Genomic DNA, 16,121 nt, shown 5'->3' with positions numbered 1-16,121 from the left:
GGCTACTTCTTCGGCTTGTCGCCGGCGGGGCCGCTGGTCGAGAGCGCGGCGACGAACGCCTCCTGGGGGACCTCGACGCGGCCGACCATCTTCATCCGCTTCTTGCCCTCCTTCTGCTTCTCGAGGAGCTTGCGCTTGCGGGTGATGTCGCCGCCGTAGCACTTGGCGAGGACGTCCTTGCGGATGGCACGGATGTTCTCGCGGGCGATCACGCGGGCGCCGATGGCGGCCTGGATCGGGACCTCGAACTGCTGGCGCGGGATGAGGTCCTTGAGCTTGCCGGCCATCATCACGCCGTAGGCGTAGGCGGCGTCCTTGTGGATGATCGCGGAGAAGGCGTCGACCGGCTCGCCCTGGAGCAGGATGTCGACCTTCACGAGGTCGGCGGCCTGGTCGCCGGAGCGCTCGTAGTCGAGGCTCGCGTAGCCCTTGGTGCGGCTCTTGAGCTGGTCGAAGAAGTCGAAGACGATCTCGCCCATCGGCAGGGTGTAGCGCATCTCCACGCGGTCGGCGGAGAGGTAGTCCATGCCCTGGAGGTTGCCGCGCTTCTCCTGGCACAGCTCCATGATCGTGCCGATGTAGTCCGACGGGCTGAGGATCGTGGCGCGGACGACGGGCTCGCGGACCTCGGCGATCTTGCCGTCGGGGTACTCGCTCGGGTTGGTCACCTCGATGACCTTGCCGTCCTCCATGTGCACGTCGTAGACGACGTTGGGCGCGGTCGAGATGAGGTCGAGGTTGAACTCCCGCTCGAGCCGGTCGCGGGTGATCTCCATGTGCAGCAGGCCGAGGAAGCCGACCCGGAACCCGAACCCGAGGGCGCCGGAGGTCTCCGGCTCGTAGGTGAGGGCGGCGTCGTTGAGCTGGAGCTTCTCCAGCGCGTCGCGCAGCACCGGGTAGTCGTCGCCGTCGATCGGGTAGAGACCCGCGTAGACCATCGGGTTGGGGTGCTGGTAGCCGCCGAGGGACTCGGTGGCACCGTGGTGCTGGGAGGTGACGGTGTCGCCGACGCGGGACTGGCGCACGTCCTTCACACCGGTGATGAGGTAGCCGACCTCGCCGACGCCGATCTCGGCGGCCTTCACGGGCTCGGGGCTGATCACGCCGACCTCGAGCATCTCGTGGACCGCGTTGGTCGACATCATCTTGATCCGGTCGCGGTGCTTGAGGCTGCCGTCGACCACGCGGACGTAGGTGACCACGCCGCGGTAGGTGTCGTAGACGGAGTCGAAGATCAGCGCGCGGGCGGGGGCGCTCGCGTCGCCGACCGGCGGCGGGGTCTGCCGGACGATCTCGTTGAGGACCTTCTCCACGCCCATACCGGTCTTGGCGCTGACCCGGAGCACGTCGTCGGGGTCGCAGCCGACGATGCCGGCCAGCTCCTCGGCGTACTTGTCGGGATCGGCGCTGGGCAGGTCGATCTTGTTGAGCACCGGGATGATGTGGAGGTCGGCGCCCATGGCGAGGTAGAGGTTCGCGAGGGTCTGCGCCTCGATGCCCTGCGCGGCGTCGACCAGGAGGATCGCGGCCTCGCACGCCTGGAGCGAGCGCGACACCTCGTAGGTGAAGTCGACGTGACCGGGCGTGTCGATCATGTTGAGGATGTAGGTGCCCGGCGCGGCGCCCTCCTCGTTGTCGTCCTTGACGGTCCACGGCATGCGGACGGCCTGGGACTTGATGGTGATGCCGCGCTCGCGCTCGATGTCCATCCGGTCGAGGTACTGCGCGCGGGTGGCGCGCTCGTCGACGACCCCCGTCAGCTGCAGCATCCGGTCGGCGAGCGTGGACTTGCCGTGGTCGATGTGCGCGATGATGCAGAAGTTGCGGATGATCGCGGGGTCGGTACGACCGGGCTGCGGGGCGGGGGCTGCGGGCATGGTGCGGCCATTCTCCCAAAGGCGGTCGGGTTCGGGAATTCGCCGTCGGCGGTTCACCGTCGGCACCCCGCAGGGCACCCTCTCGTTCGTCTCCCCCCGATGGGGTGCGGGCCATGGCCTCCGACGTGCCCGCCCTGCCCTCCCGCCGCTCCCTCCTCCGCGGGGCCGCCGGCTCCGCCGCGGCCACCGGTCTCCTCGTCGCCGAGCTGCCCGGGCGCGCCGCGGCGGTGCCGCTGCTCGTGCGCCGCGACCGGCCGCTGCTGCCCCTCGGTGTCCAGTCGGGCGACGTGCGCACCGGCTCCGCCGTGCTCTGGGCCAAGGCCGACCGCCCGGCCCGCCTGGTCGCCGAGATCAGCCGCGATCCGTCCTTCCGACGGGTCCGCACCGTCCCGGGCCCCGTGGTCACGCCGGACACCGACCACACCGGCCGGCTCCTGCTCAACGGACTGCCCGACGGCGTCGACCTGCACTACCGGATCCGCGCCGTCGGCCTCGACGACCACCGGGCGTCGAGCGAGGCCGCCGTCGGCCACCTGCGCTCCGCGCCGGGCCGGGGCGACGACGTACGGTTCCTGTGGTCCGGCGACATCGCCGGCCAGGGCTGGGGCGTCAACCCCGCGTACGGCGGCTTCCGGATCGCCGACGCGATGCGGGCACGCGACGCCGACTTCTTCCTGTGCAGCGGCGACAACGTGTACGCCGACGGGCCGGTCCAGGAGAGCGTCGCGCTGCCCGACGGCTCGACCTGGCGCAACCTGGTCATCCCCGAGAAGGCGAAGGTCGCCGAGACCCTGACCGAGTTCCGCGGGCAGTACCGCTACAACCTGATGGCCGACAACTGGCGCGCCTTCCTCGCCGAGACCGCTCAGATCTCCCAGTGGGACGACCACGAGGTGCGCAACAACTGGTTCCCCGGCCAGGTGCTGCAGGACGCCCGCTACACCGAGAAGAGCATCGACGTCCTCGCTGCCCGCGCACGCCAGGCCTTCCACGAGTACGTCCCGGTCGCGCCGATCTCCCCCGACCCGGAGGGCCGCGTCTACCGCGTGATCCGCTACGGGCCCCACCTCGACCTGTTCGTGCTGGACATGCGCACCCACAAGGACCCCAACACCGGGGACCGCGAGACCGTCGGCGACGGCGGCGTGCTCGGCGAGGAGCAGACCCGCTGGCTGATCGCGGAGCTCGAGCGCTCCCGCGCCACGTGGAAGGTGATCGCGGCCGACCTCCCGCTCGGACTCGTCGTACCGGACGGCGCCAGCGCCCAGGAGGGCCTCGCGCAGGGGGACGCCGGGGCTCCGCTCGGCCGCGAGATCGACATCGCGCGGGTGCTCTCCGCACTGCACCGCGCCGGGATCCGCAACCATGTGTGGCTCACCGCGGACGTGCACTACACGGCGGCCCACCACTACTCCCCCGACCGGGCGTCCTTCCAGGAATTCGACCCGTTCTGGGAGTTCGTCTCCGGCCCGCTCAACGCGGGGGCGTTCGGCCCCAACGCCCTCGACGGCACGTTCGGGCCGGTCGCGGACTTCGTCGCCGCGCCGCCCGCCGCCAACACCTCGCCCGCGCAGGGCTTCCAGTTCTTCGGCGAGGTCGAGGTCGACGGGCGCACCGGCCGGCTCACGGTGAGCCTGCGCGACGTCGTCGGGTCGGCGATCTACACCCGGACGCTGGACCCCTCGGCGCGCTGAGAGTCGCCCTGCGCGACGCCCGCGACGAAGGTGCGCAGCACCTGCGTGGTGAGCAGATCCTCCGGTGCGGTCGCGAACGGGTCGCTGTCGAGGACCACCAGGTCGGCCGACATGCCGGGCGCGATGGTGCCGACGACACCCTCCAGGCGCGAGGCGTACGCCGCGTCCCGGGTCGCGTGGGTCAGCGCCTCGGCGAGCGGCACGGCGAGATGCGGGGTGTTGGCCGGCAGGCCCTCGACGAGCGCGGAGCGCCGCGTGGTGGCGACGTACATGTTCGGCAGCGGCGGGTGCGGCGCGGTGGGGGCGTCGGTGCCGAAGGCGAGCACCCCGCCGGCGTCGGTGATCTCGCGCCACGGATAGCCGCGCTCCACCCGCTCGTCGCCGAGCATGGCGCGCCAGTTGTCCTGGATCGCGGGGTCGGCGTGGACCGGCTGCATCGAGGCGACGACACCCAGGCGCGCGAGGCGGGCGATGCCGTCGGTCGAGACCACCTCGAGGTGCTCCATCCGGTGCCGGCGCTCGCGCGGCCCGTTGACCCGGATCGCCTCCTCGAGGGCGTCGAGGGCGATCGCGGACGCCTCGTCGCCGATCGCGTGGATCGCGATCTGGAGGCCGGCGGCGTCGGCGGCGACGACGACCGGGGTCAGCGCCTCGCGGTCCCAGATCGGCGCGGCGTTGCTGCCGTCGGCGTACGGCTTGGCCATCGAGGCCGTGCAGCTGTCGATGACCCCGTCGGCCATGATCTTGATGCCGGTGACGCGCAGCCGATCCCCGTCGAGCCGGCGCGCGTGCTCGATGGCCGCCTCGACCTGGGCGAGGTTCTCGGCCGCGGTGGCGGCCGGCTTGATCAGCCAGTGGCCCACGATGCGCAGCGGCAGGTCGCCCGCCGCCAGAGCCCGCTCGAACGCGGCCAGGTCGTGGGCCTCGACGCCCATGTCGACGACCGTGGTCACCCCGTCGGCGAGATAGCGCGCGCACGCGGTGCGCAGCCAGGCGTCGCGGTCGGCGTCGGTGACCTGGCCGGCGAGGAACGAGCGGGCCAGGCCGAGCGCGGCCATCTCGCTCAGCAGACCGGTCGCCTCGCCGTTCTCGTCGCGCTCGATGGTGCCGCCGACCGGGTCCGGGGTGTGCGCGTCGATGCCGAGCTCGCGCAGTGCCGCGGAGTTCACCCACGTCGAGTGGAGGTCGTTGGCCTGCAAGTAGACCGGGACGTCGGGCACGACGGCGTCGAGCAGCGCCCGGTGCGGCTGCCGGCCGCCGAGCGCCGGGTAGAGCCAGCCGTTGCCGATGACCCGCTCACGCCCCTCGGCCGCGGCGGCGGCCACCCGGGCCTGGATCTCCCCGATGTCGGCGGCGTCCACGAGGGCGACCTCGCCCGCGGCGGCACCCATCTCGACCAGGTGCGTGTGGGCGTCGACGAAGCCCGGCAGCACGAAGGCGCCGTCCAGGTCGACCACCGTCGCGCCCTCGGGGGCTGGCGCGTCCAGGGCGTGGATCTGGCCATCGACCACGAGCACGGACTCGGCCCACGGGCGGTCGGGGTCGGCGGTGAAGACACGACCGCCGCGCAGGAGCAGGGTCTCGGTGGACGTGGTCGGGGTGGTCACGCGGCGGTCCTTCCGTAGAGCAGGCGGGTCAGCACGACATAGAGCACCGAGGCGCCGATCATGCCGACCGGCAGCGAGAGGTCGAGGCCGTCGAGCGCCTTGGCGACCGGCCCGGTGAACGCCTCGGTGCTGGCGCACATGAGGGAGGCGACGAAGGCCGTCAGGCAGGCGATCGCCCCGGCGAGGTTGACGCCGCCGGTGTACCAGTAGCGCGAGGAGGGGGTGCTGTCGCTGAGCTCGCCGCCGTCGTACCGGTTGCGGCGCAGGAAGATGTCGCTCACATAGATCGCCATGATCGGTCCGACCAGGGTGATGAGCAGGACCAGCCCGCTGCTGACGGTGTCGAGGAAGTCGAAGACGAACAGCGCGTAGAGCGTCATCGCCGCACCGATCACGGCCGTGACCAGCACGCTGCCGACGCGGCTGAAGGGGAGGCCGACGGCCTGTAGAGCGAGGCCGGAGCTGTACGTCGTGAGCGCGTTGTTGGCCAGGATGCCGACGATGATCGCCACCATGAAGACCGTGATCAGCCAGCTGGGCACGATGCCGCTGAGGCCGGCCTCCGGGTCGGACAGGTCGGTGACCGTGGCGGCGAGCGCGCCGACGGTGAGGAACACGAGGTTGGGCACGACGTTGCCCAGGGTGGTCCAGGCGGCGACGGCCACCGGGTTGGTCTCGCGGGGCAGGTAGCGCGCGAAGTCGGAGCTGATCGTGTACGACAGCGGGGTGGCGGCGATGAGGGTGACGGCAGCGATCCAGGTGATCCACAGATCGGCACCGTGCAGGGCCACCGGAGGCGCGTAGGAGAAGTCGGCCTCGGCGACCAGGAACACCGAGACCACCACGAACACGACCGCGAGACCGGCCGACAGCGGGCCGTAGAGCCGCATGATCAGGCCCTGGCCGTAGACGGAGATGAGGGTCGTCGCGCTGGCGATCAGCAGGACGACCACGACCTGGACCGGCGTGGAGGAGCCGATCCCGATCCGCTCGGTGAGGGCGAAGCCGATGACCGAGGCGGTCACCCAGTTGAGCGCGATGTAGCACAGCGACACGAACCAGCCGTTGACCGCGATCGCGACCCGGTTGCCGCGCACGCCGTACATGGTGCGGGTGGCGACCTGGCTCGGCGTACCGGACGCGGGGCCGGTCACGGCGACGATGCCGGTCGCGATCGAGAACAGGGAGCCGGCGACCACGGCGGCCACCGCCTGGAGCAGGGACAGGCCCATCAGGATGAGGACCCCGCCGACGACGAAGGCGAGGTAGTTGACGTTCGGCGCCACCCAGAGGGCGAACAGGCTGCGGGCCGTGCCGTGCCGCTCCTCGTCGGGGATCACGTCGATCCCGTGCGCCTCGACGTGGCCGGGCAGCAGTCCGTCGTCGAGGGCGCCGCCCGCGGCGGACGGTCCCGCGTCGGGCGTCGGTGTCTGGTCGATGGCCATGGTTCCCCCGTGGTGGCTGGGCCGGTGCGGACGCCGGACGTCGTCGGTGTGTCGACCGTCACGCTAGATAGCCAAACCGATTTGGGCCAGGGTTGGCCCGACCGTGGCCAAAACGGTTTGGCCGGGCCTACCGTGAGGCACGTGAGCACCCGCCGCCCGACGATCCGCGACGTCGCCCGCCGCGCTGGCGTGTCGGTCACCACCGTCTCCCACACCTTCAGCGGCAACGGGAAGGTCGCGGCCGCGACCCAGCAGCGGGTGCGCACGGCCGCTCACGACCTCGGCTACCACCCCGACGTCATCGCCCAGGGGCTGCGCAACAACCGGCTCGGGGTGATCGCCCTGGTCGCCCGTCAGCTCGACGCCCTGCGGCCCGACTTCCTCTACGACGTCGACTACTTCTCCCGCTTCGCCGGCGCGGCCGCCGTCGCCGCGCTCGCCGAGGGCCTGGGACTCATGCTCGTCTCGGACCCGACCGGGCCCCGTGCGGCCGGCGCGGCCCTGGCCAGCGACGGGTTCATCGTCACCGAGCCGGTCGTCGACGACCCGCTGGTCGCCATGCTGACCAGCGCCGGGATCCCCTTCGTCACCGTCGGGGAGGTGCCCGGTCGCTCGGCCGACGGGCCCGACACCGCTCCCCACGTCGACATCGAGTCGGGACGGCTCACCGCCCTGGCCCTCGACCACCTCTGGGACGGCGGCGCCCGCAGGATCGCGCTGGTCACCGGCACCGACCGCAACGAGTGGAACCTGCGCTCCGTCGCGGTCTACGAGCGGTGGTGTGCCCACCGCCGGATGACGCCGTCGACGGTGCGCGTGCCCGAGGAGCTCGACGGCGGCGGGCACCAGGCCGCGGGCAGGCTGCTCGACGCCGGGGCGGTCCCCGACGGCGTCTACGCCCTCACCAGCGACCACGCGCTCGGCCTGGTGGCCGGCTTCGCCGAGCGCGGTCTCCGCGTGCCCGACGACGTCCGCGTGGTGGCGGGCTCCGACGCCGAGAGCCTGCGCAGCGCTCGCCCCACGATCTCCTCCATCGACCTCGAGCCCGAGGAGCTCGCCCGGCGCGCTGTCGAGGCGCTCGCCGCCCGGCTCGGTGGCCGCCCGCCGCCGCCCGTCGGCCGGCCGGTGGGACATCTCGTCGTGCGAGCCTCCTCCGCACCCGCGGACCCACCCGGCCAGGCTCTGGGCCCTCGACCATGATGGACACCGTGTTCCCCACCGTCATCCCGCACGGCCGGACCGCCCGGCGCCTGGCCTGGGTGCACCTGCCCCCGCTCGTGCGGCGCGCGGTCGAGGAGCGCCTCGGCTCCCCCGTCGTCGAGACCATGTCCCAGGACGCCGGGTTCACGCCCGGCTTCGCCTCCGTGCTCGTCTGCGCAGACGGCTCGCGCGCCTTCGTCAAGGCGGCCTCGACCAAGGCGCAGCGCGTCGTCGCCGAGGCCTACCGCGAGGAGGCCCGCAAGCTGGCAGTGCTCCCGGTCGACGCACCCGCTCCGCGGCTGCTGTGGACCGAGGATGTCGCGGACTGGTTCCTGCTCGCGACGGAGTACGTCGAGGCGCGGGCGCCGCACCGGCCCTGGACCGAGGACGACCTGGCCGCCTCCTCGGCGATGACGGTCGCGCTGGCCGCGGCCCTCACCCCCGCGCCTGCCCCGGCGCTGGGGCGCGCCGTCGACGAGTTCGCGACGTGGCCCGCGCTGTGGGAGCGGGTCGCGCACCCGCGTGCGGCCGAGCTGCGCGCGCTGGCCGAGCAGTACGCCGAGGTCGTCGCCGGCGACACGGTGGTCCACACCGACGTCCGCGACGACAACATCCTGCTGCGGCCCGACGGCACGGCCCTGCTGTGCGACTGGAACTGGCCCACCGTCGGCGCCGCGTGGCTCGACTCGCTGCTGCTCCTGATCGGCCCCCGCGGTGACGGGCTCGACGTCGATGCCCATCTCGCCGCCCATCCCCTCCTCGCGACGGTCCCGGCCCACCACATCGACGTCTTCCTGGCGCTCGTCCTCGGCTACGTCGCCGCGAGCGCCGACCAGCCCGTCCCCGCCACCTCACCCCACCTGCGCGCCGCCCAGGCGTGGCAGCGCGACGTCATCGACGACTGGCTCGCCGAACGGCTCGGCTGGAGTGGCTGACCCTGGCCCGCCGACCGTCCGGCGCCCGCTGCCCGATTTGGGCGGCGGATCGACCCACTGTTAGCCTTGCTGGTCGCGTCTCCGCGTTCCCTCCTGCCCGCCTCTGCCGGCCTCGTGCCAGCGATGAGGACGGGCCGGGACCAGGGTGATCGAGACGCGCTCCGGACCAGAACCAGCATCCCACCTGACAGCTAAGGCGAGTACCCCGTGGCGAACATCAAGAGCCAGATCAAGCGCAACAAGCAGAACGAGAAGCGTCACGAGCGCAACAAGGCCGTCAAGTCCGGCCTGAAGACCGCGATCCGCAAGTTCCGCGAGGCCGCCGAGTCCGGCGACAAGGACAGCGCGCTGACCCTGGCCCGCGAGGCCGGCAAGAAGCTCGACAAGGCCGCCTCCAAGGGCGTCATCCACAAGAACCAGGCGGCCAACCGCAAGTCGTCGATCGCGAAGCAGGCCTCGTCTCTCTGAGACCCTCCTGCTGGCTCCGGTCCTGAGCCACCTTGAGTTGCCACCTTCTCCTCTCGAGAAGGAAGAGCGGCGGTCCCCGACCGCCGCTCTTTCGGCATTTCAACGGTCAGGAAGTGGCAACTCGACGGTGAGAGGGCGGCAACTCAACGTTGGCGGAGCGCGGTGATGGTCAGCACCAGCCGCTCGAGGGCGTACGACGCGTCGCTGGCCGCGCCCTTGATGTCGGCGTCGGCCTGCGCGACCGCCCGGATGGCGCGGGCCAGCCCGGGCTCGCTCCAGCCGCGGGCCTGGTCTCGCAGCGTGCGCAGCTTCCACGGGGGGACGCCGACCTCGCGGGCCAGGTCGGCCTCACGCATGCCGCGCGGCGCGCCGACCATCCGCGCCAGGCCGCGCGCACTGCCCGCGAAGGCGGAGGTGATGAGCACCGCCGCGGTCCCGGAGTCGAGCGCCCAGCGCAGCTCCTCCAGGGCGGCGCGGTCCCGGCCGGCGAACGCCGCGTCGGCGACGGCGAAGGACTTCGCCTCGGCCCGGCCGCCGAAGTAGCGGCGGACCTGGGTCTCGCCGATCCGCTCCCCCGGGAAGTCGTTGGTCAGCTGGTGGGCTGCCCCGGCCAGTGAGCGCAGGTCGCGGCCGATCGCCTCGATCAGCACGTCGGCGGCCTCGCGGTCGATGGTGGCGCCGAGCCGGCGGACCTCACCGGCCACGAAGCCCGGGTAGTCGGAGGGCCGCAGCTCCTCGGACTTGTGCTCGGTGACGGTCTTGAGCTTGCGCAGCTTGGTGAGCACGCCGCTGCCCTTCTGCCCGCCACCGTGCACGAGCACCAGCGCGACGTCGTCGACCGGCGCGGCGGCGTAGCCGAGCAGGCCGTCGACCGACTCCTCGGGCAGGTTCTCCAGTCCCTGGACCACGACGCAGCGCACGGCCGAGAACAGCGACGGCGCCGCCATCTCGCCCAGCGTGGCCAGCGTCAGGTCGGCGGCGGCACTGTCGGCGAACTCTGCCTCGGCGTCGTGGGCCCGCACCGCTGCCTTCACGTCGTCGACGGTCCGTGCGCCGAGGAACTCCTCCTTGCCGGTGACCAGGATGACCCGTCCCAGCACGTCCTCGGCCCGCATGTGCTCACCCTCCCACACGCTCCCGACAGTCGATCCCCGGCACCGGTCACCGACGGGTGACGACGCGCGCCTCGCCGGCGCCGTCGGCCACCACCGCGACATCGCCGTCCCGGTCGGTGCGCAGCACCTGCGCCCCGACGCCCTCGAGGCCGCGCACGACCTGCGCCGAGGGGTGGCCGTAGTCGTTGTCGGCGCCGACCGAGATCAGCGCCACCTCGGGCCGCAGCGAGGTGAGCCAGTCGAGGTCCTGGTGCGAGCTGCCGTGGTGCGGGACCTTGAGCACGTCGATGTCGAGGTCGCCCACCAGGGCCGCCACCTCGGCCTGGCCGGGAGGCTCCAGGTCCCCGGTGAGCAGCACTCGCAGGCCCGCCACCTCGACCAGCACGACGACACTGGCGTCGTTGGCGGTGCTCCCGTCGCCCGGTCCGTCGACCTGCTCCGGGAGGTCGGGGTGGAGCACCTGGATGGTCGCCGTGCCGATCCTGCGCGTCGTGGCGTACGACGCCAGGCTGACCGGCACCCCCTGGGCGGCCGCCGCCCGCCGCACGAGGGCGACGCCGCCGGGCGGGTCGGCCAGCGCCGTCGTCTCCACGGCGCCGACGCTCCGGCCGTCCAGGACGCCGTCGATGCCGTCGACGTGGTCGGCATGGAAGTGGGTCAGGATCACCAGGGGCACCTGCTCGACACCCAGGCGGTCGAGGCAGCCGTCGACCGCCCGCGGATCGGGACCCGTGTCCACGACGACGGCGGTCCGAGGGCCGACGGCCAGCGCGAGCGCGTCGCCCTGCCCGACATCGCAGGCCACCAGCACCCATCCCGGCGCAGGCCACCGGCCGGCCGCCGCCGACCAGAGCCGGCCGGGCACGCCGAGCACGACCAGCAGCAGGAGGACGGCGAGGAGCGCGCCGAGCGCGCGATGGCGCAGCAGCCGGGCCAGGGTCACGCCGACGAGCAGGCACAGGCCGGTCAGGGCGGCGACCGCCCCCGCCCCGCTCCCCCAGCCGATGGCTGCCCCGGGGAGGTCGGCGGCGTGCTCGGCGACCGCGATGATCCAGCCGACGCTCCAGCCGGCCAGGGTCCCGCACAGGCGACCGGCCCAGGGCCACACCAGGCCGACCAGGCCTCCGGCGAGACCGAGGACCGTCGCCGGACCGACGGCCGGCCCGGCGAGCAGGTTGGCGCCGACCGCCACCAGGCTCACCTCGCCGGACAGGCCAGCGATGACCGGGGTACAGGCCAGCTGGGCGGCCGTCGGGACCGCGATCGCGTCGGCCAGGCCGCGCGGCATCCAGCGCGCCAGCGCCCGGGCCAAGGAGGGGCCGAGGAGCACGATCCCGGCCGTGGCGAGCACCGAGAGCGCGAAGCCGGCTGCCACCGCGAGATCGGGCTGCACCAGGACCAGGCCCGCCACGGCGACGCCGAGGGCACGAAGTCCGCGGCGCCGTCCGTCCGGGCCGAAGGCGAACAGGCCGACCGTCCCCATCACAGCCGCGCGCAGCACGCTCGGCTCGGTCCGGGCAAGCAGCACGAACCCCGCGATCCCGGCCAGGCCGACGACCGCCAGCCAGCGACGCCGCACCCCCACCGCCCGGGCGAGCAGCAGCAGTGAGCCGACGACCAGGGTCAGGTTGGTCCCGCTGACGGCGGTCAGATGGGTCAGCCCCGTCGTCCGGAAGTCGCGCTCCACCGCGTCGGGCAGGCCCGCGTCGTCGCCGTCGACGAGCGCCGGGACCAGACCGGCCTGGTCCGGGGGCCGGTGCTCGACGGCGCGCCGGATGGACGCGCGCACCGCGGCCGACCCACGCCACCATGGGTCGGGCCCGCGGATCCTGGTCGGGTCGCGCGCGCCGGTGAGCAGGGCGGTCGTACCGGGATCGTCGGAGGTCGCGAGCCGTCCTTCGGCCAGGACCCGCTCGCCGAGCGCGGCCTCGGTCCAGCCCGGTGCCCCGATGACGACGACCGAGCCTCCCGTGCGGAGCCGGTGCCCGCGCGAGGTCACCTCGCGCACCCGGAGCCGGACCACGACCTGCGGGCCCGCCACGCCGTCGATGCGCCGCGGGTCGGACACGACCGTGCCGACGAGGTCGGCGGTGGCACGCTCCGCGGCCAGGTCGCGCAGCGGCGAGGCGCGCACCGCGTCGTGACGCAGCACGGTCCCGGTGACCGCCGCCGCCGCGACCAGGAGGACGGCGAGCAGCAGTCGGAGCCGACCCGGCGGCAGCCGCGGGGCCGACACCCACAGGAGACCGGCCAGACCGACCAGTCCGGCGTACCCGAGTCGCCCGGAGTGGTGGGCCACGATCCCGCCGAGCCAGGCCGCGGCACCCAGGGCGGGCATGCGCAGGTCGGGAGCCGTCGTCCGGGAGTTCGGACGGCGTCCGGTGTCCTGCTCGGGTCGACCCGACCGCACCATCGCCGCCACGTCACACCGTCACGTGGGGGCTGATCTGCTCGAGCGTCTTGTCGCCGATGCCGTCCACCTCGAGCAGCTCGTCGACGCTGGTGAACCCGCCGTGGGCCTCCCGCCACGCGATGATCGACTGGGCGGTCACCGGACCGACCTCCGGCAGCGACTCGAGCTCGGACAGACCGGCGGTGTTCAGGTTCACGAGCGGCCCCGAGCCCCCACCGGCACCGCCGGCACTGCCGGTGGACGGAGCGGACCCGGTCGCCGGAGCGCCGACGACGATCTGCTCGCCGTCGACGAGGACCCGTGCCAGGTTGAGGGGCGTCAGGTCGACCCCCTTGCGCGGCCCCCCGGCGGCCTGGAGCGCGTCGGTGACCCGCGCGCCGGCTGCCAGCACGACGATCCCCGGGCGGCGCACCTTGCCCGCGACGTCGACGGTGACGCTCGCCGCTGCCGGGGCGCCTTCGCTCGGCGCGCCAGAGGCCGACGGGTCGGGGTCCTCGGCGCCGGACCCCGCGGTGGTCGCCACCAACGGCGAGGCCGCCTCGGCGGAGACGGGTTCGAGCGGCTCGGTGCGGTCACGGACCACCCACCAGGTGGTGACGGCGAGACCGACGGCGATCGCGAGGGCAACGATCGCGATCTGCGGGACTCCCAGCGCGGGAAGCCGATCGGCGAGGGGGGCGAGGGCCGGGCGCGGATCGGGGCGACCGCGGCGGCGCCGGGCGGCGTGGCGGCCCGGCTCGGGCAGGGCCGGCGCCTCCGCGGGCGGTCGCTCCTCGCGCTCGCGACGACGCGGCTGCTGCGGGAGCGTGCGCTCGGGCTCGGTGATCGACCGCGGCGCCGCGGCCACCCGGGTATGGTCGGCCCACCAGGGCTCGCCGGAGGGGTCCGGCATGCCCGGCGCCGGCTGTCGGGCGACCCCGAGGTCGGCCGCGATCAGCGCGAGCCGGCGCGCCGCGGCGTCGGCCCCGGGCGGCTCGGGGCGGGAGACGGGACGTCGTACGGACATGGCGGCACGCTAGGTCCGGGCGGAGGCAGGACGTCCGCGCACCGGCCCGGCCTGGGGAGGGCGGCGCACCCGTTGCGGGCCTGTGGACGGACGAGGGCGCGCGCCGCAACGGGAGTGACCGATGTGACGTCGCGGCAGCCCCGGTTCCTGTTCCGGTTCCTGTTCCGGTCCCTGTTCCGGTCCGCGAGCGGATCAGAGGACGGGCGCCACGCAGATCGCCAGCATCCCGGGACCGACGTGCGCCCCGAGCACCCCGCCGAGCTCGACGCAGCGCACCGGCTCCCCGGAGCGGGCGGGCACCAGCCGCTCGCCGAGCTCCTCGGTCAGACGGGTGACCATGGCCTCCGCACGCTCCTCGGCGGCGAGGTGCGCCACGCAGGCCTCGACCTGCCGATCCCCCGCCGCCTCCAGGGCGAGGGCCTCCAGCCGGGCGATGGCCTTCGCCGCCGTGCGCACCTTGGCCTGGGGCGAGATCACGCCGTCCACGATGCCCAGCAGCGGCTTGACCGCCAGCGCGCCGCCGAACACGGCCGCGGCTGCGCCGACACGACCGCCGCGGCGCAGGTATTCGAGGGTGTTGACATAGAACAGCGACGTGGCCGCGGCCGCTCGGGCACGGGCCGCCTCGGCCGCCTCGGCCGCCGAGCCACCGGCCGCGATGACGTCGAGCGCCGACTCGACGGCGTACCCGGTCGCGACGCCCACCTGCCGCGTGTCGACGCAGGTGACCGGGACCGGCGCCTGCCGGGAGGCGACCAGCGCCGACTCGAACGTCCCGCTGACCTCGGCCGACAGGTGGACGGAGACGATCTCGGTCGCGCCCTCGGCCGCGAGCCGCTCGTACAGCTCGGCGAAGACCGCCGGCGCCGGGCGGGAGGTGCTGACGGCGTGCTTGCCCTTCAGCGCGGCGGCCAGCCGATCCGGCGCGACCTCGTCGTCGCCCTCGTCGTAGACGTCGTCGTCGATCACCACCTGCAGCGGGACCACGTGGACCCCGCTGGCCCCCGCCACCTCGACCGGGACGGTCGAGGTGGAGTCGGTGACCACGACGATCGACATGGGCCGAGGCTATCGGTTCTGCCGGCTCTCAGCCTCCCTCAGCCGGTCACCCCGAAACGCTCCCGCAGCGCCGTCGAGTTGCGTGCCGTCAGCTCGAGGGCGCAGGTGCGCAGGGTGCGACCGGACGCGTCGGCGGCGTCGCCGACCTCGGTGAGGAGGCGGCGCATGACCGCGCGGATCTTGGCGTACGACGACTCCGCCGTGGGGGCGACGTCGCCGAAGACGACCCACCACCACCAGGCGTTGGTCATCACGTTGGCCAGGAAGTCGGGTACGACGGGGATCCCGCGCGCGACGAGGGCGGCCTCGGCCTCCGGCAGGGTCGGCATGTTGGCCCCCTCGACGACGATGCGGGCCTGCACGCGGTCGACGTCGTCGGGCCCGATGACGTAGGACATCGCGGCCGGCACGAGCAGGTCGCAGGGCACCTCGAGCCACGCGTCCCGATCGCCGAGCTCGACGCCCTCCGGCAGCGCGTCCCGGGCGATCACGCCGAGTCCGTCCCGCGCGGCGAGCAGCGCCTCGACGTCCAGCCCACGGTCGTCGCGGATCAGCCCCTCGCGGTCGGCGACGGCGATCACCTTGACGCCGGCCTCGGCGAGGTAGCGAGCGGCCGCGCCGCCGATCGAGCCGAAGCCCTGCACGACCGCGGTGGCCCCGCCGGGGGCGATGCCCTGACGCTCGGCCATCACGAGCGCAGCCTGGGCGACGCCGTACCCACCGACGAGGTCGCCGAGCGAGATGCCGCCGACGAGGTCGGCGAACGCGGTAGCAAGCCGCTCCCGGGCCGCCGGGGCGTCGTCGAGGGTCGCGAACACCGCCTCGACCGTCGAGGCGAGGCCGAGGTCGGCGGCGACCTTGTCGATGGTCTCCTGGCGCAGGCCGAAGTCCTCGCCGGTGTTCCACTGCTCGCGCACGACCGGGAGGACCGCGGCGAGGAAGCGGCGCAGCACGTCGGTGGCCCGCGGGTCGGCGGGGTCGATGTCGATGCCGCCCTTGCCTCCGCCCAGGGGGAGGTAGCGGTCGGCCGGGTCGTAGACCAGCGCCTCCTTGCGGGTCATCCCCTGCGCCAGGCCGCGGACCTCGGCGAGCGAGCAGCCCTCGCGCAGGCGCAGGCCACCGCTCGCGAGGCCGCGCACGAGGGTGTCGATCACGACGTAGCCCTTGCGGCCGGTGACCGGGTCGGTCCAGGTGATCTCGAGCAGGCTCTCGTTGCTCGTCGGGGTCGTCATCGGGCTTCTCCTTCACAGGACGGTGCGTGCGGCATGCGGACGTGGATCACGGTGGGCAGGTCGGCGTCGA

General features: G+C 73.7%; 12 protein-coding genes. 4 read left to right on the top strand and 8 right to left on the bottom strand.

The window, feature by feature from the left end:
- Window positions 1-2 precede the first annotated feature (2 nt).
- The gene (gene lepA / locus FHP29_RS09430) at window positions 3-1,877 is read right to left on the bottom strand and encodes a translation elongation factor 4 (protein ID WP_139622604.1); all 1,875 of its coding nucleotides are present in this window, start codon (window positions 1,875-1,877) and stop codon (window positions 3-5) included.
- A 113-nt stretch (window positions 1,878-1,990) separates the two neighbouring features.
- Between lepA and FHP29_RS09425 the strand changes: the two genes are divergently transcribed.
- Window positions 1,991-3,571: an alkaline phosphatase D family protein gene (locus FHP29_RS09425; RefSeq protein WP_139622603.1), complete on the top strand. Its 1,581-nt coding sequence runs from the start codon at window positions 1,991-1,993 to the stop codon at window positions 3,569-3,571.
- Here the strand turns inward: FHP29_RS09425 and FHP29_RS09420 are convergent.
- Together FHP29_RS09420 and FHP29_RS09415 are read right to left on the bottom strand one after the other, a co-directional pair.
- A complete protein-coding gene (locus FHP29_RS09420) occupies window positions 3,538-5,178 on the bottom strand; it encodes an amidohydrolase (protein WP_139622602.1) in 1,641 nt (546 codons plus the stop codon). The genes FHP29_RS09425 and FHP29_RS09420 overlap by 34 nt on opposite strands.
- A complete protein-coding gene (locus FHP29_RS09415) occupies window positions 5,175-6,623 on the bottom strand; it encodes a purine-cytosine permease family protein (protein ID WP_139622601.1) in 1,449 nt (482 codons plus the stop codon). Before FHP29_RS09415 ends, FHP29_RS09420 begins: the two co-directional genes overlap by 4 nt.
- Window positions 6,624-6,764: 141 nt before the next feature.
- Here FHP29_RS09415 and FHP29_RS09410 point away from each other — a divergent pair, with 141 nt between their 5' ends.
- The 3 genes from FHP29_RS09410 to rpsT all read left to right on the top strand — a co-directional run bounded on the left by FHP29_RS09410 (window position 6,765) and on the right by rpsT (window position 9,226).
- The gene (locus tag FHP29_RS09410) at window positions 6,765-7,823 is read left to right on the top strand and encodes a LacI family DNA-binding transcriptional regulator (protein WP_139622600.1); all 1,059 of its coding nucleotides are present in this window, start codon (window positions 6,765-6,767) and stop codon (window positions 7,821-7,823) included.
- Entirely contained in the window at window positions 7,823-8,758 is a 936-nt protein-coding gene (locus tag FHP29_RS09405; protein ID WP_139622685.1) for a phosphotransferase family protein, read from the top strand. Before FHP29_RS09410 ends, FHP29_RS09405 begins: the two co-directional genes overlap by 1 nt.
- A 207-nt stretch (window positions 8,759-8,965) precedes the next feature.
- Window positions 8,966-9,226 (top strand): 30S ribosomal protein S20, encoded by a 261-nt coding sequence (rpsT, locus tag FHP29_RS09400; protein WP_139622599.1) that lies wholly within the window; start codon window positions 8,966-8,968, stop codon window positions 9,224-9,226.
- Between the two features lie 143 nt (window positions 9,227-9,369).
- Here rpsT and holA read toward each other — a convergent pair whose 3' ends face one another.
- The 5 genes from holA to FHP29_RS09375 form a co-directional block, all read right to left on the bottom strand.
- Complete coding sequence (gene holA, locus FHP29_RS09395) at window positions 9,370-10,341, bottom strand: DNA polymerase III subunit delta (RefSeq protein WP_139622598.1); 972 nt, start codon at window positions 10,339-10,341, stop codon at window positions 9,370-9,372.
- A gap of 46 nt (window positions 10,342-10,387) precedes the next feature.
- Window positions 10,388-12,754 carry a ComEC/Rec2 family competence protein gene (locus FHP29_RS09390; RefSeq protein ID WP_139622597.1) on the bottom strand — a complete coding sequence of 789 codons (2,367 nt, stop codon included), beginning with the start codon at window positions 12,752-12,754 and terminating at the stop codon, window positions 10,388-10,390.
- Between the two features lie 10 nt (window positions 12,755-12,764).
- A complete protein-coding gene (locus FHP29_RS09385) occupies window positions 12,765-13,760 on the bottom strand; it encodes a helix-hairpin-helix domain-containing protein (RefSeq protein WP_205013989.1) in 996 nt (331 codons plus the stop codon).
- A 192-nt stretch (window positions 13,761-13,952) separates the two neighbouring features.
- Window positions 13,953-14,819: a DegV family protein gene (locus tag FHP29_RS09380; protein WP_139622596.1), complete on the bottom strand. Its 867-nt coding sequence runs from the start codon at window positions 14,817-14,819 to the stop codon at window positions 13,953-13,955.
- 38 nt (window positions 14,820-14,857) lie between these two features.
- Window positions 14,858-16,051 (bottom strand): Glu/Leu/Phe/Val dehydrogenase dimerization domain-containing protein, encoded by a 1,194-nt coding sequence (locus FHP29_RS09375; RefSeq protein WP_139622595.1) that lies wholly within the window; start codon window positions 16,049-16,051, stop codon window positions 14,858-14,860.
- Between the last annotated feature and the right edge of the window lie 70 nt (window positions 16,052-16,121).

Origin of the sequence: Nocardioides albidus (assembly GCF_006335005.1) — a bacterium.
Classification (GTDB): Bacteria; Actinomycetota; Actinomycetes; order Propionibacteriales; family Nocardioidaceae; genus Nocardioides; species Nocardioides albidus.
Note: the sequence above shows the minus strand (reverse complement) of the source record. Positions and strands in the feature narration are given on the sequence as shown.